This window comes from Billgrantia kenyensis (assembly GCF_013697085.1).
Classification (GTDB): Bacteria; Pseudomonadota; Gammaproteobacteria; order Pseudomonadales; family Halomonadaceae; genus Halomonas; species Halomonas kenyensis.
This window is the reverse complement of record NZ_JACEFT010000025.1, coordinates 18,319-38,485: the sequence shown is the minus strand read 5'-3', so window position 1 is coordinate 38,485 and position 20,167 is coordinate 18,319. Positions and strand designations below refer to the sequence as shown.

The 20,167-nt window shown below is 65.3% G+C and carries 16 protein-coding genes; 6 read left to right on the top strand and 10 right to left on the bottom strand.

The window, feature by feature from the left end:
* The first annotated feature begins 19 nt into the window (after positions 1-19).
* The 4 genes from H1D44_RS16420 to H1D44_RS16405 are packed head-to-tail and all read left to right on the top strand — an operon-like array spanning position 20 to position 4,717.
* A complete protein-coding gene (locus H1D44_RS16420) occupies positions 20-994 on the top strand; it encodes a TAXI family TRAP transporter solute-binding subunit (RefSeq protein ID WP_238984481.1) in 975 nt (324 codons plus the stop codon).
* A gap of 21 nt (positions 995-1,015) precedes the next feature.
* On the top strand, positions 1,016-2,929 hold the full coding sequence (locus tag H1D44_RS16415) for a TRAP transporter permease (protein WP_181515973.1): 1,914 nt from the start codon (positions 1,016-1,018) through the stop codon (positions 2,927-2,929).
* Entirely contained in the window at positions 2,926-4,359 is a 1,434-nt protein-coding gene (locus tag H1D44_RS16410) for an acyclic terpene utilization AtuA family protein (RefSeq protein ID WP_181515971.1), read from the top strand. The genes H1D44_RS16415 and H1D44_RS16410 overlap by 4 nt, the downstream gene beginning before the upstream one ends.
* Positions 4,346-4,717, top strand: a complete 372-nt coding sequence (locus H1D44_RS16405) for an AtuA-related protein (RefSeq protein WP_181515969.1) — start codon at positions 4,346-4,348, stop codon at positions 4,715-4,717. The genes H1D44_RS16410 and H1D44_RS16405 overlap by 14 nt, the downstream gene beginning before the upstream one ends.
* Before the next feature lie 63 nt (positions 4,718-4,780).
* Here the strand turns inward: H1D44_RS16405 and H1D44_RS16400 are convergent, their stop codons facing one another.
* The 6 genes from H1D44_RS16400 to H1D44_RS16380 all read right to left on the bottom strand — a co-directional run bounded on the left by H1D44_RS16400 (position 4,781) and on the right by H1D44_RS16380 (position 11,912).
* Positions 4,781-5,650, bottom strand: a complete 870-nt coding sequence (locus H1D44_RS16400) for an ABC transporter ATP-binding protein (protein WP_181515967.1) — start codon at positions 5,648-5,650, stop codon at positions 4,781-4,783.
* Positions 5,651-5,661: 11 nt separating this feature from the next.
* Positions 5,662-6,516, bottom strand: a complete 855-nt coding sequence (ntrB, locus tag H1D44_RS16395) for a nitrate ABC transporter permease (protein WP_220128146.1) — start codon at positions 6,514-6,516, stop codon at positions 5,662-5,664.
* A gap of 25 nt (positions 6,517-6,541) precedes the next feature.
* Positions 6,542-7,846, bottom strand: a complete 1,305-nt coding sequence (locus tag H1D44_RS20860) for a CmpA/NrtA family ABC transporter substrate-binding protein (RefSeq protein ID WP_220128145.1) — start codon at positions 7,844-7,846, stop codon at positions 6,542-6,544.
* A gap of 255 nt (positions 7,847-8,101) precedes the next feature.
* Positions 8,102-9,460 carry a nitrate regulatory protein gene (locus tag H1D44_RS16390; protein ID WP_181515965.1) on the bottom strand — a complete coding sequence of 453 codons (1,359 nt, stop codon included), beginning with the start codon at positions 9,458-9,460 and terminating at the stop codon, positions 8,102-8,104.
* Positions 9,461-9,552: 92 nt separating this feature from the next.
* Positions 9,553-10,905, bottom strand: coding sequence for an MFS transporter (locus tag H1D44_RS16385; RefSeq protein ID WP_181515963.1), 1,353 nt, complete (start codon positions 10,903-10,905; stop codon positions 9,553-9,555).
* 305 nt (positions 10,906-11,210) lie between these two features.
* Complete coding sequence (locus H1D44_RS16380) at positions 11,211-11,912, bottom strand: murein L,D-transpeptidase catalytic domain family protein (protein ID WP_238984480.1); 702 nt, start codon at positions 11,910-11,912, stop codon at positions 11,211-11,213.
* A 181-nt stretch (positions 11,913-12,093) separates the two neighbouring features.
* On the opposite strand from H1D44_RS16380, the gene H1D44_RS16375 reads away from it, so the two are divergent.
* Complete coding sequence (locus tag H1D44_RS16375) at positions 12,094-13,725, top strand: L,D-transpeptidase family protein (protein ID WP_238984479.1); 1,632 nt, start codon at positions 12,094-12,096, stop codon at positions 13,723-13,725.
* A 71-nt stretch (positions 13,726-13,796) separates the two neighbouring features.
* Here the strand turns inward: H1D44_RS16375 and H1D44_RS16370 are convergent, their stop codons facing one another.
* The 4 genes from H1D44_RS16370 to H1D44_RS16355 all read right to left on the bottom strand — a co-directional run bounded on the left by H1D44_RS16370 (position 13,797) and on the right by H1D44_RS16355 (position 19,150).
* Positions 13,797-14,063, bottom strand: a complete 267-nt coding sequence (locus H1D44_RS16370; protein ID WP_181515959.1) for a YjiS-like domain-containing protein — start codon at positions 14,061-14,063, stop codon at positions 13,797-13,799.
* Positions 14,064-14,389: 326 nt separating this feature from the next.
* Entirely contained in the window at positions 14,390-16,249 is a 1,860-nt protein-coding gene (locus tag H1D44_RS16365; protein WP_181515957.1) for an ABC transporter ATP-binding protein, read from the bottom strand.
* 90 nt (positions 16,250-16,339) lie between these two features.
* Complete coding sequence (locus tag H1D44_RS16360; protein WP_181515955.1) at positions 16,340-18,073, bottom strand: peptidoglycan DD-metalloendopeptidase family protein; 1,734 nt, start codon at positions 18,071-18,073, stop codon at positions 16,340-16,342.
* A gap of 234 nt (positions 18,074-18,307) precedes the next feature.
* On the bottom strand, positions 18,308-19,150 hold the full coding sequence (locus H1D44_RS16355; RefSeq protein ID WP_181515954.1) for a pirin family protein: 843 nt from the start codon (positions 19,148-19,150) through the stop codon (positions 18,308-18,310).
* 97 nt (positions 19,151-19,247) lie between these two features.
* On the opposite strand from H1D44_RS16355, the gene H1D44_RS16350 reads away from it, so the two are divergent.
* Positions 19,248-20,147, top strand: coding sequence for a LysR family transcriptional regulator (locus H1D44_RS16350; RefSeq protein ID WP_181515951.1), 900 nt, complete (start codon positions 19,248-19,250; stop codon positions 20,145-20,147).
* The last annotated feature ends 20 nt before the right edge of the window (positions 20,148-20,167 follow it).

Sequence of the window (20,167 nt, the reverse complement as noted above, 5' to 3'; positions counted from 1 at the left end):
CCGGGCCAAGGAGCCACTCATGAAGCCAACGCTGAAGACCCTGCTGGCCGCCGCTGCCAGCGCCACCTTTCTTACCACCGGCATGGCGCAAGCCAATGAGCGCCTGCTGATCGGCTCGACCTCCAGCTCGTCGAGCCACTACGGCTACTTCGTCGCCGTCAACCAGATCATCAACAGCCAGGTCGAGGGCGTGAGCGCCTCGGTGGCGGAAACCGGCGCCACCGTCGACAACCTGCGCCGCCTGAGCCGCAACCAGATCGACATGGGCCTGGTCACCACCAATACCGGCTATCACGCCTATGCCGGCCAGGAGGACTTCGACGGTCGCCCGGTCGACAGCCGACTGCTGTGGGTTTACACCGTCGCCCCGCAGAACGTGGTGATGCGCCAGGATGCCGACGTTTCCACCCTCGAGGATCTCGAAGGCGTGCGATTCAATCCGGGCATTACCGGCTCGGCCACCGAGAAGACCACCGAGGCGGTGATGCGCACCCTGGGCATCTCGCCCAACTACGTACGCGGCTCGACCACCGACATCGTCGATGCGATGAAGGATGGCCGGGTGATGGGCTCGGCCAAGTCCGGGGTCGGCAACCGCCTCGACGGTTCGAGCATGGACGTCGCCACCTTCACTCCGATCAGCGTGATCTCGCTCACCGACGAGCAGGCCGACATGCTGCGCGAGGAGATGCCCGACGTGGCCATCGTCGACGTGCCCGAGGGCGCCGGCGAGGGCATTGCGGCCTACACCACCTGGGCCTTCGGCGTCGCCGTTCATGCCCACCCCGATCTCGACGAAGAGACCGCCTACCAGATCGTCAAGGCGGTGATGGAGAATCCCGAGCCCCAGGCCAACGCCTTCTCGGCAGTGCGCGATGCCGATCTGGCGCAGATGACACTGGACGTTGGTACCGTGCCGCTGCATGCCGGGGCGGCCCGCTACTTCGAGGAGCAGGGTCTGGAGATTCCCGACGCGCTGCAGCCCGTCGAATAACGGCCAGGGGAGACGATTGCCATGCGCGAGAACCTGACCAAGCTGCTGGCCCTCTTGCTGGGTGGGCTGATCCTCTACACCTCGGCCACCGGTCCCTTCGAGAGCCTGATTCAGCGGAGCATCTTTCTTGCGCTGGTGATCCTGCTGGGGCTGACGCTCTTCCCGCTGGGCGCCGGCAAGCGCTGGCGCCCACTGGGGCTGGCCGTCGACCTGAGCCTGGCCGTAGGTGTGGTGCTGGCCTGCGGCTACGTGGCGATGAACCATGAACGCATCCTCGTCGAGCTGCCCTGGGCCTCGCCGCGTGACATGCTCTTCACCGCCTTGCTGGTGGTGGCGGTGCTGGAGCTGTCGCGGCGCGCCATCGGCGTGATCTTCCCGCTGCTGGTGCTGGCGGGGCTGGCCTACGCCTGGCTCGGCGCGGCGATTCCCGGGCCGCTGGGCCACCGCGGCTTCGATCTCTACTACATCACCGAGACGCTCTATCTCGGCGATCTCGGCGTGTGGGGCATGCTGGTGGGGGTGGCCGCCACCACCATCGCTGCCTTTGTGCTGTTTGGCTGCCTGCTGCTGCACACCGGCGGCGGCCAGACCTTCATGGACCTGGCACTACGCATCAGCGGCCGCTCGCCTGGCGGCGCGGCCAAGGTGGCCACCGTGGCCTCGGGGCTGTTCGGCATGGTCAGCGGCAGCGCGGTGGCCAACGTGGCCACCACCGGCAACTTCACCATCCCGATGATGAAGCGCCTCAGGTATCCGGCGCCCTTCGCTTCTGGCGTGGAGGCGGTGGCCTCCACCGGCGGCCAGATCGCCCCGCCGATCCTCGGCGCGGCGGCCTTCATCATGGCCGAGATCCTCGGCGAGAGTTACCTGCGCATCGCCCTGGCCGCGCTGCTGCCGGCGGCGCTGTTCTATCTCGGCGTGTTCCTGACCATTCATCTGGTGGCCAAGCGCCGCAATCTGCAGGTGGTACCCGACGACGAGCTGCCCACCTGGCCGGAGGTGCTGCGTCCGGAGCGGATCATCCCGATCCTGGCGGCGCTGGGCGGGCTCTTCTACGGCGTGTTTACCGGGCGCTCGATCCAGATGTCGGCCTTCTATGGCATCCTGATGACGATACTGACCTTCGTGCCCTTCGCCTTGCTGGCACGCACCCCGCTGAGCGAGATCGCCGGCAAGCTGCTCTCGGGGCTGATCGATGCCGGCAAGGGCATGGTGATCATCGGTGTGCTGCTGGCCGGCGCGCAGATGCTGGTGGCGATGATCGGCATGACCGGTATCGGCGTGACCCTGGCCAGTCTGATCGTCAACGTCGGTGGCCAGTCGCTGTTCCTGGTGGCCTTCATCGTCGGTGGCGTGTGCCTGATCCTGGGCATGGGCATCCCCACCACGGCGGCCTATGTGCTGGTGGCTTCGGTGCTGGCGCCGGCGCTGACCACCATCGGCGTCGAGCCGCTGATCGCCCACCTGTTCGTATTCTACTTCGCCACCCTGTCGGTGATCACGCCACCGGTGTGCGTGGCGGTGTTCGTCGCCGCGGGGATCGCCAATACCAACTGGCTGCCGGCGGCGGGTGAGGCGGTGCGCCTGGCGGCGGCGATCTACGTGATCCCCTTCCTGCTGTTGATCTATCCCGCCCTGGCCGGCTTCGGCAGCGCCTTCGACATCCTGCTGGCCAGCTCCCAGGGCGTGGTATTCGTGCTCGCCTTCGCCACGCTGATGTCGCGGGTTGCCGTCACCGGCAACCGGCTGCTCGACGTGGTGGGCCTGGCGCTGGTGGTGGGCCTGGCGCTCACTCCCGGCTGGATGACCACCGCCGGCGCCTTGCTGCTGCTGGTGGCGCTCTATGCCCGGCGGCGCCAGCGCCTGGCATCGGCTCCGCCCGCGGCGAAGACCCCGGGCGCACATGGCATGACGGCCAAGGAGACCCACTCATGACCTTTCTGTTGGGCAGCGGGGCCGGCTTCTCCGGTGACCGTACCGATGCCGCCATCCCCGTGGTGAAAGAGCTGATCCGCCGTGGCCAGCCCGCCGCGCTGATCTTCGAGACCCTGGGCGAGCGTACTCTCGCCGGCGCCCATCGCGCCTTGCGCGACGACCCCACGGCGGGCTTCGAGCCATTGCTGGAGGAGCTGCTCGACCCGGTGCTCGACGACTGCCTCAAGCACGGCATCGCCATTCTCGGCAACTTCGGTGCGGCCAACCCGGATGGGGCCTGTGGCGTGGTGGCCGAGCTGGCCGCCCGCAGCGAGCGAGGTGGAGCGAGGATCGGTCGGGTGCACGGCGACGACATCCGTGCACGGCTGGGCGAAGTCGACCTCGAGCGCTGGGAGGCGGAGAGCCGCGAGCTGCCCGGCGAGGAGGCGCTGATCTCGGCCAACGTCTATCTTGGCGCCGCACCCCTGGTCGAGGCGCTGGAGCTCGGCGCCGAGGTGGTGGTCAGCGGCCGGGTGGCCGATCCGGCGCTGTTTTTGGCGCCGCTGGTGCACCACTTCGGCTGGGCCTGGAACGACTGGGACCGCTTGGCCGCCGGCATGATGGCCGGTCATCTGGGCGAGTGCGGCGCGCAGGTCACGGGGGGTTATTTTGCCGACCCGGGCTGCAAGGAGGTGCCGGGCCTGGCCCGGGTCGGCTATCCGATCATCGAGGTGGAGGAAGACGGCAGCTTGGTGGTGACCAAGCCCGCCGGCACCGGCGGTCTGGTCACCGTGCGCACGGTCAAGGAGCAGCTGCTCTACGAGGTGCACGACCCGGCCAACTACCTGACCCCCGACGTGGTGGTGGACCTTTCCGCCGTGCAGGTGGAGCAGATCGGCCCCGACCGGGTGGCGGTGCGCGGCATTCGCGGCAAGCCGGCGCCGCAGCGGCTCAAGACCACCGTCTGCTACGAGGGCGGCTGGCAGGGCGAGGCGGAGATCTCCTACGCCGGGCCCAACGCGCTGGCCCGAGCGCAGCTGGCCGCCGAGGTACTGCGCGAGCGGCTGACCTTTCGCGCGCCGCCGGAACTGCGCTCGCGGCTGGATATCGTCGGCCATGCCAGCGTGTTTGACAGCGATGCCGGCGACCTGCAGCGCAGCGTGCCGGTAGCCGCCAGCGGCGACTATCGTCTGCGCCTGGCTGCCGAGCACGTCGAGCGGCGCTGGGTAGAGCGCGCCACCCAGGAGCTGCTGGCGCTCTACTGCGCCGGTCCGGCTGGCGGCGGCGGGGTGCGTCGTCAGTTTCAGCGCCGCGTATGTACCGCCTCCTACCTGGTGCGGCGCAGCGACGTGGAAGCCTTTGCCGCCCTGTTCGATACAACCCGGTTCGATACCACTCTTTTCGAGCCGAACACAGCCAACGAGGGGAGGGTCGCCCATGGCGCACGCTGACGTGAACCCGGCCGCGAGCCCCCGGGCGGGACATGCGGTAGCCCTGCACCGCCTGGCCCATGCCCGCGCCGGCGACAAGGGCGATCGCCTCAACCTGGCGCTGTTCGCCTATGAGCCGCACCACTACGACACCTTGGTGGAGCAGGTCACCGAGGAGCGGGTGCTGGCGCTGTTCGCCCATCGTGGTGCCAGCCGCGTGCGCCGCTACCTGATGCCGGGGCTTGCCGGTATGAACCTGGTGATCGACGACGTGCTGCAGGGCGGGGTCAACGGTGCATTGAATCTGGATGGCCACGGCAAGACGCTTTCCTTCCTGCTGCTGGGCATGGGCGTGACGCTCGCGGACGACGCCCTTTAAGGTCGGCTCAACGCGCCAACGGGCCACCCGAAGGGTGGCCCGTTGGCATGGCGGAGCTGGCTGTCACGCTCTGGCTTTCTCCTTCTCGTCTTTCTGCTTCTCGCCTTTCTCCTTCTCGCCGACGGCGCCGCGCCGCTGGGCCAGGCTCTCCACCTTGCGCTGCTTCTCGTAGAGGAAGCGCAGCACCTCCTGGCGGTAGTGGTTGTAGCGCGGGTCGTCGGCCAGGGCGATACGGTCGCGGGGCCGCGGCAGGTCGATGTCGAGAATCTCGCCGATGCGCGCCGAGGGGCCGTTGGTCAGCATCACGATACGATCCGAGAGCAGCACCGCCTCGTCGACGTCGTGGGTGATCATGATCACGGTGTTGCCCAGCTCGTCCTGGATGCGCATCACCTCCTCCTGGAGGTGGGCGCGGGTCAGGGCGTCGAGGGCGCCGAAGGGCTCGTCGAGCAGCAGCACCTTGGGCTCCATGGCCAGCGCCCGGGCGATGCCCACCCGCTGCTTCATGCCGCCGGAGATCTCCGCCGGGCGCTTGTCCAGCGCGTGCCCCATGCCCACCATCTCCAGGTTCTTGACGATCCACTCGTGGCGCTCGGCCTTGCTCTTGCCCCGTTGGGTCTTGTTCACCGCCAGGGCGACGTTCTCGTAGACGGTGAGCCAGGGCAGCAGCGAGTGGTTCTGGAACACCACGCTGCGATCGGGCCCCGGTGAGTTGACCTCCTTGCCGTCGAGGATCACCGCACCGGAAGTGGACTTGGTGAGCCCGGCGACGATGTTGAGCAGGGTCGACTTGCCGCAGCCGGAGTGCCCGATGATGGAGATGTACTCGCCGCGGTCCACGGCGAGATCGATGCCCTTGAGGACCTGACTCTCCATGCCCTTGGCATAAAAGGTCATGTCGACGTTTTCGATACTCAGATAGCGATTGCTCATGTTCTTGCTCCTCAGCCTTGGGCGGTGCCGCGGGTGACTCGGTTGCCGATGAAGGCCACCATGCGGTCGAGGATGAAGCCGACGATGCCGACGTAGACCAGTGCCAGCACGATGTCGCTGATCATCGAGGCGTTCCAGGCGTCCCAGATGAAGAAGCCGATGCCCACGCCGCCGATCAGCATCTCGGCGGCGACGATGGCCAGCCACGACAGGCCGACGCCGATGCGCAGCCCCGAGAAGATGTAGGGCGCGGCGGCGGGCAGCATGATGCGGGTGAAGTACTCCATGCCGTTGAGGCGTAGCACCCGGGCCACGTTGCGGTAGTCTTCGGGAATGTTACGAATGCCCACCGAGGTGTTGATGATGATCGGCCAGATGGCGGTGATGAAGATCACGAAGATCGCCGAGGGGGTGCTGTCCTGGAAGCCGGCCAGCGAGATCGGCAGCCAGGCCAGCGGCGGTACGGTACGCAGCACCTGGAACACCGGGTCGAGGCCGCGCATGGCCCAGGTCGACTGCCCCACCAGCACGCCAAGGGCGATGCCGGCGACCACGGCCAGGGAGTAGCCGTAGGCCACTCGCTCGAGGCTGGCCAGAATCTGCCAGGCCATGCCCACGTCGTTGCCGCCGTAGTCGTAGAACGGGTTGACGATCAGCTCCCAGGTATCGCGCAGCACTTGGGAGGGGGGCGGCAGCGCGGCGCCGGGGGAGGAGCAGAGCAGCTCCCACAGGGCGCCGAGCAGGGCGATGATCACCACTGGGGGCACGACTCGCTGCATCAGCATTTGCTGAATGGCGGCGAGGTCGGGAGCCCAGCGCAGTGTGGCCGTCTTGGCCAGGGTGTTGCTGTGTTGCACGCTACTCATGAGGATATCTCCTTCTCGTGCCAGGTCAGGCGAGGCGCTTGATCTCGAGGCTGTCGAGATAGGCCTGGGGATCTTCGGGGTCGAAGGTCTTGCCGTCGAAGAAGGTCTCCACGCCGCGGGAGGTGGAGTCGGGAATGTCGGCGGCGTCGACGCCGAGGGCGGTGGCAGCCTCGCGCCACAGGTCCTCGCGGTTGACCTGTTCGATCAGCGCCTGGCTGTCGAAGTCCTGGGGCAGATAGCCCCAGCGCTTGTTCTCGGTCAGGAACCACAGGTCGTGGCTCTTGAAGGGGTAGGAGGCCTGGTTTTTCCAGTAGCGCATCATCTGCGGATGGTCTTCGATCACGCGACCGGTGCCGTAGTCGAAGTTGCCCTGGATGCGGTCGATGAGGTCGGCGTAGGGTGCATGGATCCAGCGCCGGCGCGAGCAGATCTGGGCCATCTCATCGTGGTTGGCCGGGTCCTCGCACCACATCTGCGCCTCCATGACCGCCATCAGCAGCGCCTTGGCGGCGTTGGGGTTGGCCTCGACATAGTCGGTTCTCAAGGTGAAGGCTTTCTCGGGGTGATCGTTCCAGATCTCACCGGTGGTGTTGGCGGTGTAGCCGATGCCCTGGTTGATCAACTGCTGATTCCACGGCTCGCAGACGCAGAAGGTGTCCATGCTGCCGACGCGCATGTTGGCCACCATCTGGGCGGGGGGAATGGTAATCGTCGAGACATCGCGGTTGGGATCGATGCCGCCGGCCGCCATCCAGTAGCGAATCCACATGTCATGTGTGCCGCCGGGGAAGGTCATGGCAGCACTCGCTTCGTCGCCACCGGCGCGCTTTTCGGCGAGCGCCTGGCCGAATTCGCTTGTGTCGAGCTGCACTTCGAGATCGGCATAGTCGCGCCCGACCGAGATGCACTGGCCGTTGAGGTTGAGGCGCGCCAGGACGGTCATGGGCACCGGCCGGTTGTTGGGGGTGATGGCGCCGGCGCTCATCAGGTAGGGCATCGGCGTGAGGATGTGGGCGCCGTCGATGCCGTTGCGCTGGGAGCCCAGCACCAGGTTGTCGCGGGTGGTGCCCCAGGAGGACTGCTTGAGCACCTCCACGTCGGTCATGCCGTGGGCGGCGAAGAAGCCCTTCTCCACCGCCACGAACAGCGGAGCGGCATCGGTCAGGGCGATGAAGCCGAGCTTGGCCGAGGTGGTTTCCGGCCGTCCGCTGGCCATGGCCCAGCTCAGCGGCAGGCTGCTGAGCAGGGCGGTACCGCCCACGACGCCGGCTGTCTGCTGGAGAAAACGGCGGCGGTCGAGTGTCGGGCCGCCCTTGTTGATCTTGTTCATGGGTATGGCTCCCAATGGAAGTGTCTGGCCAAGAAGAAACGGCGCCTGCCCTGGTTCGCATGACGATGTCACGGGAACCTGGGCAGACGCCGTTGTCTGGTCCTGGTACTGCATGGAAGCGCTGAACCGTCGTTGACTCAGCGGACGGTAAGGCTTTGCAGCTTGGGTGCCATGGTGCCTGGATATTCAGTTAATTTCTTTTATGACAATGCTTTGCCTGAGGCAGGATGATGCCAGTCAATATCCTTCTTCGGCTCAGAGGCGCCGAGAAGGTGCGTTCCGGTTTTGCGATGCACCATTGCTGCCTTTGCTGCCGTCGATCCCATCCGGATTCGCGTTCAGCGCAGCTGGCTGGAGGATATCGGCCAGCCCCAGCACGGTCTGGGCGATTTCCGCCATGCCCTTGCTCTGGTCCATGGCCATCTTGCGCAGGAAGGCGTAGGCCTGCTCCTCGCTCAGCTTCTGATGTGACATGATCAGCCCCTTGGCGCGCTCGATCAGCTTGCGCTCGCGCAGGGCTCGGCGTGTGTTTTCCAGCTCGTCGCCCAGACTTTCCAGGCGGCCGGCCTGGGCACGCATCAGTTCCACCAGCGAGCGGTTGAGCGAAGAGCCCACCACCCGGGCGGTGACCTCGCCCAGTTCCTGAGTGGCGCTGCCCTCGAACAGCTCCACCAGCTGCTGGCAGACCCCCGGCGAAGCTTCGTCGAGCTGCTTGGCGAGATCGTCGTGGTCAGCCAGGCCGCGGCGTGCGTCGAGCGTCTTTTCCAGGCACAGGCTCGACAGCTCACCGATCAGGTAGGCTTCCACTTGCTGCATGGCATCGATGCGTCGGGTGGTCAGCTCGTACCAGGTTTCGCCCAGGGTGGTCGCGCCTTCCGGCAGTTCGCTGTCGCCGCAGGCCATTTCGCGCAGCTGCTGGATACCCGCCAGGGTGCGAGGCGGCATCTGCTGCTGCCACTGTTCCCGGCCCGGCTCGGTGGTGAACTCGCGGAAGATGTCGAAGCAGCGTTGCTGGGCGTCGATCAGGTGCAGCAGCAGCTGGCGGTGGACATCGTCGAACTCGCCCGAGGTGAAGCCGACGGCGCCACAGGCACGCTCCTGGCCGGCCAGCTCCTTGCCTTGCATGAGGTGAAAGATGGCCACCAGGGCGAGCGTGATCTCGGGGTCGTCGGCGGTATCGGCCACTTCGAATACGACCGAGAGCAGCGAACTGATCAGCTGGTTGTAGGACTGCGTTGCCGCATCGGGACCGGTGCCGAGTGCGGCGATGTCGCGGCGCAGCGCGTCCAGACCTTCTAGGGCGTGCCAGACGAAGGCGACCCGCTTGAGCAGTCGGGCCGTGGTGGCGGGGCGTCCTGCGGTCTCGCCCAGTGCCTCCAGGCGGCTATGCAAGGCGCGCTCGGTGGCCTTGCATTCGTTGATGCGTTCCCGGCGACGATCGGCGAAGCGCTGGCCGCCGGAGGCCAGGTAGACATTCGAGGCGCCACGCTCCTTCTGCAGGGCATGGATGAAGCGACTGACGTCGCCGACGATGTCGCAGGCGGCGGAAAGGTGCTCGAGATCGTCGATTTCGCAGCGCTTGGCTGCCAGCAGCAGTCGTTCGGCAGGGGTCATGGTTCACCTCATGCTCACACGATGACCGCCGCCACGAGGGCGGCGGCCAGGTTGGGCAAGCGTCGCGGCAGCCAGCACCGCCGCGCTTGCGGTCAGCGCAGCGACAGCGCGCCGGCGCCGGTCTCCTCGCCCACGGCCTGGCGATAGGCCTCGGCTTCCTCGGCTTCCACTTCGTCGCTGAAGCGCACCAGCAGGGCGCAGGAGGCCAGTACCAGCACGATCAGGCCGAGATAGAACAAGCCCTGCTGATAGGTGATGGCTTCGCTGCGGAAGAGGAAGGCGGCGGCCACGGCGCCCACGTTGCCACCGGCACCCACGATGCCGGCCACCGCGCCCAGGGCTTTCTTGTTGATGAACGGCACCACGCCGTAGGTGGCGCCCTCGGCCATCTGCACGAACAGGCTGAAGACCAGCATGATGCCGATGGCATACGACAGCACGTGCATCTGTGAGAAGGCCACCAAGGCGAGCCCTTCGCAGATCAGCGCAATGAACAGCCAGCGCACGCGCCCTTTCAGGCCGCCGTTCTTGGCAAACAGGTCGGAGAAGATGCCGCCCATGGTGCGGGCAAAGACGTTCATCAGGCCGAACAGGCCGGCGATCATGCCGGCAGTGGCCAGCGTCAGGTCGAAGTGGTCGAAGAAGTAGATGGCGGCGATGTTGTTGATGGTCAGCTCGACGCCGAAGCAGATGGCGTAGACCACGAACAGCGCCCACACGCGAATGTCCTTGGCCGCGGCCATGAAGCTGCTGCCGGCCCCGTTCTCGCCGGTGGCCGGGGGCAGTTCGCCGCGTTCGCGCAGCTCATCGAAGTTGCCGTTGGGGGCGTCCTGGGTGAACAGCCAGTAGCCGATACCGGTAACGAACATCACCACGCCCGGCACCACCATGGCCAGGCGCCAGCCCAGCGTCTCGCTGACGCCGAGCATCAGCAGGACCGAGAAGATCAGCGGCATGAGGATCTGGGTGGTGCCGCCGCCGAGGTTGCCCCAGCCGGCGGAGGTGGCATTGGCGGTACCCACCACGTTGGGGGCGAACATCATGGTGGTGTGGTACTGGGTGATCACGAAGGCGGCGCCGATGGCGCCGATGGCCAGGCGGGCCAGCAGGAAGGTCTCGAAGCTGTTGGCGAAACCGATGCCCATCACCGGGATCGAGCCCAGCAGCAGCAGACCGGTGTAGGTCTTGCGTGGACCGATCCTGTCGCAGAGCACGCCGATCGCCAGGCGCACGATCACGGTGATCAGCACCGAGGCGATGATGGTGTTGCCGATCTGGGTCTGGGTCAGGTTCAGGTCTTCACGCACCACCGCCATCAGCGGCGCGATGCCGAACCAGCCGAAGAAGCAGATGTGAAAAGCGAACCAGGAGAAGTGGAAGGCACGCATCTGCGGCGTGCTCAGGCTCAAGAGGCGAATGCGATTCGCCTTGTTGAGAATTTCCATGGGCTGTGACCTCGTACGGATTGTCGATACAAGCGTTCGCCCTTCTCCGTTGAAGGTCTGGTTTGACGCACTCGTGCTTCGGCGGGAAGCCTGGTCTACGCCAACCTGGCAATTTGGTGAATATCAAGCAAATGGTTTGCCACATTCGCTGCTTGTTATTGAAAAACATTTGGTTGTGTTCGGGGTGGGGCTCTAGGGGATCGTTCTTCACTAGCGAAGGTGCGGCCAGAATGGTGCAACGCCGAACGAGAATGCCCCCTGGGAGTGCCGCAGGGGGGAGGGCCGGGAGTGCGAGAGGAACAGGTTCAGTTCGAGGCGAGCTGCCTATCGGTGCGATGGCAGTTGAGGAAGGCGGAGGTTTCGAGCCAGTCCGGGTCGGGGAAATAAGCGAACAGGTAATGATCTTCCTTGATACTGTCGATCAAGGGGTAGGTCACCTCGCGGCTTACGGCGGGGCAGCCTTGGCTGCGTCCCAGGCGGCCGGTCTGGCGAATGAAATCCTCGCTGACATAGTCGGCACCATGGATGACGATGGCTCGCTGGTAGGCCAGGTCGTTGACACCCGTTTCCAGTCCTTCCAGGCGCAGCGAGTAACCGTTGCGCCCGTAGTAGCTGTTCATGGTGCGGAACAGGCCGAGGCTAGACTGGTGGCTTCCCTGCACGTTGGAGAAGGTTTCGGCCATGGCATCGCCCGTGCCTTGGCCATGGGACACCAACTCCTCGAACATCAGGCGTTCTTCGGCCAGGTCGAAGACCCACAGGCGGGGCTCGGTGGAAGGCAGGGAGAAATCGATGACGGCCAATCGTTCGGCATCGGGCTCGGCGCAGGCCAGGGCGTTGGCGGCGAGCTGGAGCACATGCGGGTCGGCGTCGGGGGCCAGGTGGCTCAGCGTCTGGCCCAGCGGCGGTGAGAGGGAAAGCCCGGTTTGGGCCAGGAATTCTCCGGCCTGTGCCGTGGGCAGGGTAGCCAGCAGTGAGGCGGCCAGGGTCGCGAGTGGGAATCTCATGGAAGGTAGAAAACGCATCAGGCGTGCCTATGAGGTAAACACCGCATGCGGCAGGCGCCGCTCGCGGAGGATGATCGAGAACAGGGTGAACGGCCTAGGCTGACATGCAGCCGTGGCCAGCCTCTATTATGAGGAGGGAGGCAAGGAAGGCCATACCAGCCAGTCAACGGATTAGGAGTCGATGATGCAGTGTATTGCGAGGATGGCAGCTCTGCTGCTGATGCTTGGCTTGGTCTCATTGGCCTGGGCTGAACAGGAGTCGCCAGTAGAGACAGACGAAGCGACAGGCGTTACGGCCGAACTGGCTCGTTTGGTTGGCTCCGAGGAGCAGCGAATCCAGGCGTTCTATGCGCTGCGAGACTTTCGCCCCGCATGGCAGGATGTCGACGCCGTGGCTGCCCTTACCTCGGCGCTACATACCCTGGAAAGCGATGGCCTCCGGCCTGCCGACTACCGCCCGGACGAGCTGAGAGCTCGACATCGAGCCGTCAATGAGCAGCAAGGGAGTCCCGCCGAGCAAGCGCAGTATGATCTGTTCGCGACACGCATGCTGCTAACTGCGATGGCGCACCTGCAGCGCGGCAAGGTGGATCCCAAGTCGCTCGATACCGGATGGGAAGTGCCGGTGGCCGACCCCGACTTTTCCCTTGCTGCGGTGTCTTCTGCCGTGGACCGACAACGGTTCGAAACGCTCTTCAGCGAGGTGCGGCCTGATTTCGTGCCCTATGAGCGGCTGCGCTCGGGGCTGGCGCGCTACCGCAATATCGAGCGACTCGGTGGCTGGCCGCGCCTGCCGGAGCGTGAGCGTTCGCTGCGCCTGGGTGACGTCAGCGATGATGTCGTGCTTTTGCGAGAGCGCCTGGCCGTGATAGGTGAGCTTGAGGTGATGGCGGCAGACACCGATGCTTTCCCCGGTGTCGAACTGGAGGCACCCGATCCGCGGCGCTTCGATTCCAGACTCGAGGCGGCGGTGAAGCGCTTCCAGCGTCGACACCTGCTGGAGCCGGATGGGATCGTCGGACGTCAGACCCGGGCGGCGCTCAATGTCCCGGTAGAGCGTCGCATCGACCAGATTCGCCTCAACATGGAGCGAGCCCGCTGGCTGCTGCATGGCTTACCGGATGCGTTCGTGCTGGTCGACATTGCCGGCTATCGCCTCAGCTACTTTCGGCCCGACGGCGAGGTGTGGCGCTCCCGCGTCGTGGTGGGCTTGCCCTATCGACGGACACCTTCGCTGCGCTCGGAGATCACCCATATGACGGTCAACCCGACCTGGACGATTCCGCCGACGATCCGGCGCAACGATGTGCTGCCGCAGATCCGTCGCGACCTCGGGTACCTGGAGCGGGAGAACATCAGCGTACTCAGCCCCTCGGGCGTGCGGCTCGATCCGCGTGAGATAGACTGGTCCAATCCCGGTAACGTGGTCTTGCGCCAAGGGGCGGGGCCGCAGAATGCGCTGGGGCGGCTGGCGATCCGCTTTCCCAACGATCACCTGGTGTATCTCCACGACACTCCGGCGCAAGGGCTCTTTGCGCGGGAACAGCGGGCATTCAGCTCTGGCTGCATCCGTGTCGAGAACATCCGCGAACTGGCCCAGCTGCTGTTCGACGATACCAACAGTGGCCATGACATCGAGGCACGCATCGCCAGCGGCAGGACTCAAGAGGTGTCGCTGGCCCGGCGCATGCCGGTGGTCATTCACTACTGGACGGTGAACCCCGGCGAGGATGGCGAGCTCTCGTTCCGCCCCGACATCTACGAGCGTGACGACGAGCTGCTGCGTGCCTTGGACCGCCCGCTGGCCCTGTGAGCTAGCGGGCGTGCCCTGTGATCCAGCGGGAGTGAATAATGCCCCGGCCACGTCCTGTGGCCGGGGCATGGCTAAGCCAGGCGTGCCCCGCAGCGGGGACAGACCTCGCGGTGGCTTTCGCTGGCAGCGGAGGTAGCGCCGGAAGTCGCTGCGGCTTCACTCTTGGCGGCGGCGATACGCTCCGGGTGGAGCGGTACCAGCTTGCCGCGCTCCCAGCGCAGGCCGATGTCCTTGAGCATGCGGGGGTCGCAGTCACGCAGCGAAGCATCGCGGCGGCGGTTGGCATAGTGGGCGCCCACGGCGCGCAGCAGACGACGGGTAGTGCGAAGCAGTGCCATGATCTCGGTCTCCTTGGGTGGAGGCCGGGAACTTGTGCGCGGTAGACGGGAAGAGTGCTATCCAGGCTTGGCCGCGACAAGTGCCGCGGCCAGCGTCCTTCAGGTGTCGTCGTGTCGACAATCGGCCCACGGCAGCAGCAAACGGGTACGCATCGCGTTATGGAATACGCGATGTTGCCAATTTGCCTTGTTGCCTGCGGATAGCCGGTACATGAGGAACGCTTCTCGATGGTTGATGCGTGATGGAATGTGCCGCATCGACGAATGCGACCCTTTTCTTATAGACAATTGCTCAACAAGCGTCAACGAATGGTATGGAAAGCAGGCTAGCGATAGCCCTCGGCTTGTAGCCGAAACAGCCTGGCATAGCGGCCGTTTTGCGCCATCAGGCTGGCGTGATCGCCGCGCTCGATGACTTCACCGCCATCGATAACCAGAATCTGATCGGCGGCACGCACGGTGGAGAAGCGGTGCGAGATGAGGATGGTCATCTTGTCGCGGCGGTGTTCACGGAAGTCGGCATAGACTGCGGCTTCGGCCGCGGCGTCCATGGCCGCGGTGGGCTCGTCGAGCACCAGGATGTCGGCGCTCTCGCGCATGTAGGCCCGGGCCAGGGCGATCTTCTGCCACTGGCCTCCGGAGAGCTCCTGGCCCCCCTTGAACCAGCGGCCGAGCTGGGTGTGATAGCCGCCGGGCATGTTGCGGATGAACTCGTCGGCCAGGCTGCGCTCGGCGGCCTCCTGCCAGCGCGCCTCGTCGGCGAAGGCCGCGACGTCGCCAGCACCGAGGTTTTCGCCCACCTTGAGCTGATAGCGCACGAAGTCCTGGAAGATCACGCCGATGCGCCGGCGCAGGGTGGCCACGTCCCACTCGCGCAGGTCGCTGCCGTCGAGCAGGATGCGTCCGCTGCTGGGTTCGTATAGGCGAGTCAGCAACTTGATCAGGGTGGTCTTGCCCGAACCGTTGGCCCCCACCAGCGCCAGGCTCTGCCCGGGAGCCACATGCAGCGAGATATCGCGCAGTGCAGGCGCTTCGGCACCGGGGTAGGTGAAGCCGACTTCCTCGAAGCGAATACCGTCGCCCGGCCGTGCGCCTTGGGTGAGACTGCCGGCCTCCGGGATCACCGGCTGCTCCAGATACTCGTAGAGATTCGACAGGTAGAGGTTGTCCTCGTACATGCCGCTGATCGAGGTGAGGCTGGCCGACAGCGCCGCCTGGCCCTGTTTGAACACCATCAGGTACATGGTCATCTCGCCCAGGGTCAGTGCGCCCGAGATCGTTTCCACCACCACCCAGGCGTAGGCGCCATAGAATGCCAACGTGCCCAGCAGCCCGAGCAGGAATCCCCAGGTCTCGCGGCGAATCGTCAGGCGGCGGTCCTCGCCGTAGAGCGTCTCGAAGATTCTGCGGTAGCGCTCGAGCAGCAGCGGCTCCAGCCCGAACAGCTTGACCTCCTTGATGCTGTCCTCGCGGGCCAGCACGGTTTCGAGGTACATCTGCATGCGGGTTTGAGGTGAGCGCCAGCGGAACAGCCGGAAAGCATCGCCGGAGAACTTCGCCTCGGAGACGAAGACCGGCAGGGCGCCGATCACCAGAATCAGGATGGCCCAGGGTGAGAATTGCACCAGCAGCACGCCGAAGCTGACCAGCGAGATGGCGTTCTGCAGCAGCGAGAAGGTCTTGTTGACCAGCCCCAGCGGACGAATCGAGGCTTCGCGTCGTGCCCGGGTGAGCTTGTCGTAGAATTCGGAGTCCTCGAACTGGGCCAGCGAGAGAGTGCCGGCCTTTTCCAGGATCATCACATTGACCTTCTGGCCGAGCAGGGCCCGCAGCAGCGACTGCTGGGCAGCAAGGCCGCGCTGGGCCAGGGCGATGGCGGCGATCACCCCGGCCTCCGCCAGTACGTATTGCAGTACCGGCCAGGCGCTGTCGAAGGTCAGGGGGGCGCCGGTCTCGCGGTGATAGGCCATGGCCTCGACCACGGCATCGACGATCAGTTGCCCGATCCAGGCCGCCACTGCCGGCAGCACGCCGGCGACCAGGGTGCACACCGCCAGCCCCAGGGTGAGGGTGCGGGAAGTCTGCCACACCAGGGACAGGGCGCGGCGGCTGTAGCGGAATACGCCGAAGAAAGCGGCCAGGCGATTGCCGCTAGGAGGCGCTGAATCGGGAGGGCTACGGCGCATGGTCGGGTGAGGCAGGGCTCCGTTGAAGTGACGACGCCCTGCTCAAGAGCAGGGCGTCGCGTCTCGTGCTATCGATCGGCCAGTGCCTGGTCAGTCGTCGTCACTTTCGGCGTCGGACGAGGCCTGGGCCACCACCGGGCCGGTTTCGCCAGAGCGCAGCACGGCCAGCAAAGGCTCCGCTTCACGCTGGAAGGCCATCAGCCGTTCGCCTTCCAGGCTCTTGCTCTCGGGCAGGTCCACCTTCATGGCATCGACAGCCGTGTTGTTGACATGCACCTCATAATGCAGGTGCGGGCCAGTGCTGCGGCCGGTATTCCCCGACAGTGCGATGCGCTCTCCCATGGTGACGCGGTCGCCGCGGTTGACCACCGCACGAGAGAGGTGCAGGTAGCGCGTGCGGTAACCATTGTCGTGACGAATCACCAGGTAGCGACCCGCCACGGGATGGTTGCCCACCTTCTCGACGCGGCCATCCGCCGGTGCGATGATCGGCGTGCCGATGGGCATGGCCCAGTCGGTGCCGCGGTGCGGGCTGACCCGCCCGGTGACCGGATGAGTACGGCGCGGATTGAACCCCGAGCTCATGCGGTAGCTGCCCTCGAAGGGGTAGCGGGCGAAGGCGGGGTCGAGACTCTGGCCGTCGGGCGTGTAGAAGTTGTTGTCGTCGCTGTTGCGCACCACGGTGAGGTCCATGCGCGAGCCCTGGTACTGGACCGCCAGTACGCGGGAGTCGAAGCTGCTGCCATCGATGATGTCCGACTCGACCAGCACCTGGAACTCGTCACCACGACGGGTATCGCGGCGGAAGTCGAGCTTTTTCTCCAGCAGCCGGGTGACCTGTGCCACTTCGGTGCTCGAGAGGCCGGTGGCCTGGGCAGAGCGCGCAAAGCTGCCGCTCACGGTGCCGGCGAAGAGCCGCTGGGTGGCTTCGCCGGCACGCTCGATGGTGGCCACGTCGAAGCCGTCGTCATCGCGCTCCAGCAGGAAGCCAGTGCGAGCATTGCGCATCACGCGCATGGCTTGCAGTCGGTCCTGCTCATCGAGCTTGTACTCGAAGGTATTGCCGACTCTCCAGTGGGTCAGCAGGCGCTTGTCGGGCAAGCTGTCCAGCAGGCGCATGGCCTCGCTGTAGCCCAGGCCGAGTTCGTTCTGGGCCAGGACGGCAAAGGTGTCACCGCGCTGGACGGTATAGGTGCGCCACTCGGGGACGAAGGGCTCGGTGGCGGCGATTTCATGATCGAAGAGGATCGGCCCATCGTCGAACAGCGCCAGCTCTTCGTCAGGATAGTCTTCGTAGGAGGTGGCATCGGCAGCCAGGGCTTCGTCGTCGGTATGGATCTGATCGAGCATGCCGCTGGCCAGAGTGCCGATCACCGTGGCCATGTGCAGGGCGCCAGCATCCAGCTCCGTTGTCAGTCCGATATCGCTGTCATCATGCAGGGCAGCGACATTGAACTCGTCAGCGTGGGATGCCGGGGCGGGGGGCGCCGCTCGCTCCGCGTGAGCCAGTGAAACGCCGGAAAGGTCGATGATTTCGGTCGGCTTGAGCTGGGAGAGCGGAATGTAGTCACGGGTGGCGTCGATGGCCTGGGTGGCGATCTCGATGGCATCGGCGACGGAGTAGCGCTCGCTGTTGAGAGCGGGGAGGCCGGGCTGGGTCTCGGGTGACAAGGGAAAGAGGACGGTGTCGGGCGTCTGGCCCTGACGCTGGGAATTCTCTACGACGGTGACGATCTTTTGTGCGCCTAGCACGGTCACCATGGTGGCGACGGGTAGCAGCAGCAACTTATGCGTGCGAGGCAGCGAATGAAGGATCCGCAACATGTGTATAGGCCATAAAAAAAGATGACAAGAATATAAAAAGGCATGGGAACCTTAACCCATGATATATGGCCTGCCTAGACTGTATGTGCATACAGCAGCGTGCGTCCCGGCGCTCTCTTGTAGGGCTCCGGGTCGTCACGGCTGTTGTCGAACAGTGTTCAACAATTGATATTCAACGTGAAGAAAAGCAACAAGACAACCCCCTCCGCGGAAAAAGAAGGGGGTCAACCAGACTCACTCGGTGAAGTTGCCGCTGCGATAGTCCTGTAGCGCCTGGTCGATCTCGTGCATGTGATTCATGACAAAGGGACCGTAGTGGGCGATCGGCTCACGGTGAGGTGTACCCGAGAGCAACAGGCACTGGGCGCCGCCGCGGCTGGAGAGCTCCAGCGTATCGCCCGCACCCAGTCTGGCCAGTTGGCCGGCCGCGACGTTCTCTCCGGCAATTTGCAGTTCGCCTTCGAATACGTGAACGGCCAACATTTCGCTTTGCACCGACAGCGTGAGTTCGCCGCCGGCCTCGAGGCGGACATGGCTTACTGCCCCGTCGCCGGCAAGCGCATCCAGTGGGCCGGAGACGCTGTCGCCATCCAGCGTGGACCAGCGCCCGCCAAGCGCGACCAGCTCCGCTTGCGTTCCCGGCAGGCGCGGCATTTCGCCGCTGGGTACGTCTCGATATCGCGGTTCGCTCATCTTTTCGCTGGCCGGCAGATTGAGCCATAGCTGGAAGCCGTGCAGGCCCTGGCTGTCGGTCAGCGGCATTTCGGAATGCACGATGCCGCGCCCGGTGTGCATCCACTGGGCGCCGCCGGCCTGGATCGTGCTGCTGTGGCCCAGGTGGTCCTCATGCGTGATACCGCCATGGACGATGTAGGTGAGGGTCTGGATGCCCCGGTGCGGGTGAGGCGGGAAGCCGCCGATATAGTCGTCCGGGCGGTCGGAGCCGAGCTCGTCGAGCATCAGGAAAGGGTCCAGTTCGCCATCGAAGCGGTGGATGCGCTTGATATTGACACCAGCGCCATCCTGGCTGGGGTGGCTATGGATCAGGCGTTCGATGTGGCGAGTGCGAGTGACCATGGTATACGGCCTCCGAGTGAATATTACTGGCATTCTAGGCCGGTTTTTTCGAAAATTAAGCGCAATGTTTCGCACTTTTCATTCGAGGAAGTCGAATATGTCTCGCGTTACCCTGGCCCAGTGGCAGATGTTGGCCGCTGTCGTCGATCACGGCGGCTTCGCCCGTGCCGCCGAAGCGGTCCACAAGAGCCCCTCCACCCTCAATCATGCGGTGCACAAGCTCGAGCAGCAGCTCGGCGTCAAGGTGCTGGAGCCGGTGGGACGTCAGGTGCGCCTGACCGATGCGGGAGAGATGCTGCTGCGCCGGGCTCGTCAACTGATCGAGAGCGCCGAGGCGCTGGAGGATGTCGCCGGGCGGCTGTCCGAAGGGCTCGAGGCCGAAGTGGTGCTGTCGGTCGATCAGATATTTCCGGCTGATGCCCTGGCGGTGGCGCTGAGTCGCTTTTCCACCCAGTACCCCTACGTTCGGGTGCAGCTCCACGAGACGGTGCTCAACGGCGGTATCGAGATGCTCCACGATGGCCGAGCCGACATCGCCATCTCGGGCTTGGCCGCCCAGGGCTTTCTCGGCGAGCCGCTGGTCACCATCCATTTCATCGCCGTGGCGCATCGCGACCACGAACTGCATCGCCTGGAGCGCACCCTCGACTTGCGCGACCTGCAGCGTCATCGCCAACTCGTGGTGCGCGACTCGGCGCTGCGCCAGTCGATGGATGCCGGCTGGCTCAAGGCGGAGCAGCGCTGGACGGTAAGCCACCTCGAGACCTCCATCGACATGGTCAAGCGCGGCCTGGGCTTTGCCTGGCTGCCCGAGACGCGCATCCAGGATGAGCTGGAGAGCGGCCAGCTGCGCCCGTTGCCGCTGGCGGCTGGCGGTATCCGCAAGGTGCCCATGCAGATGATCTTCCGTGACCGTGACCGGGCCGGCCCTGCGACCCACGCCATGGCGAGTGCGTTGCAAGGGGGAGTGGCCATGACCTGTACGGGGCAGGAGTGATCGTTCAGTTATTTCGAAGC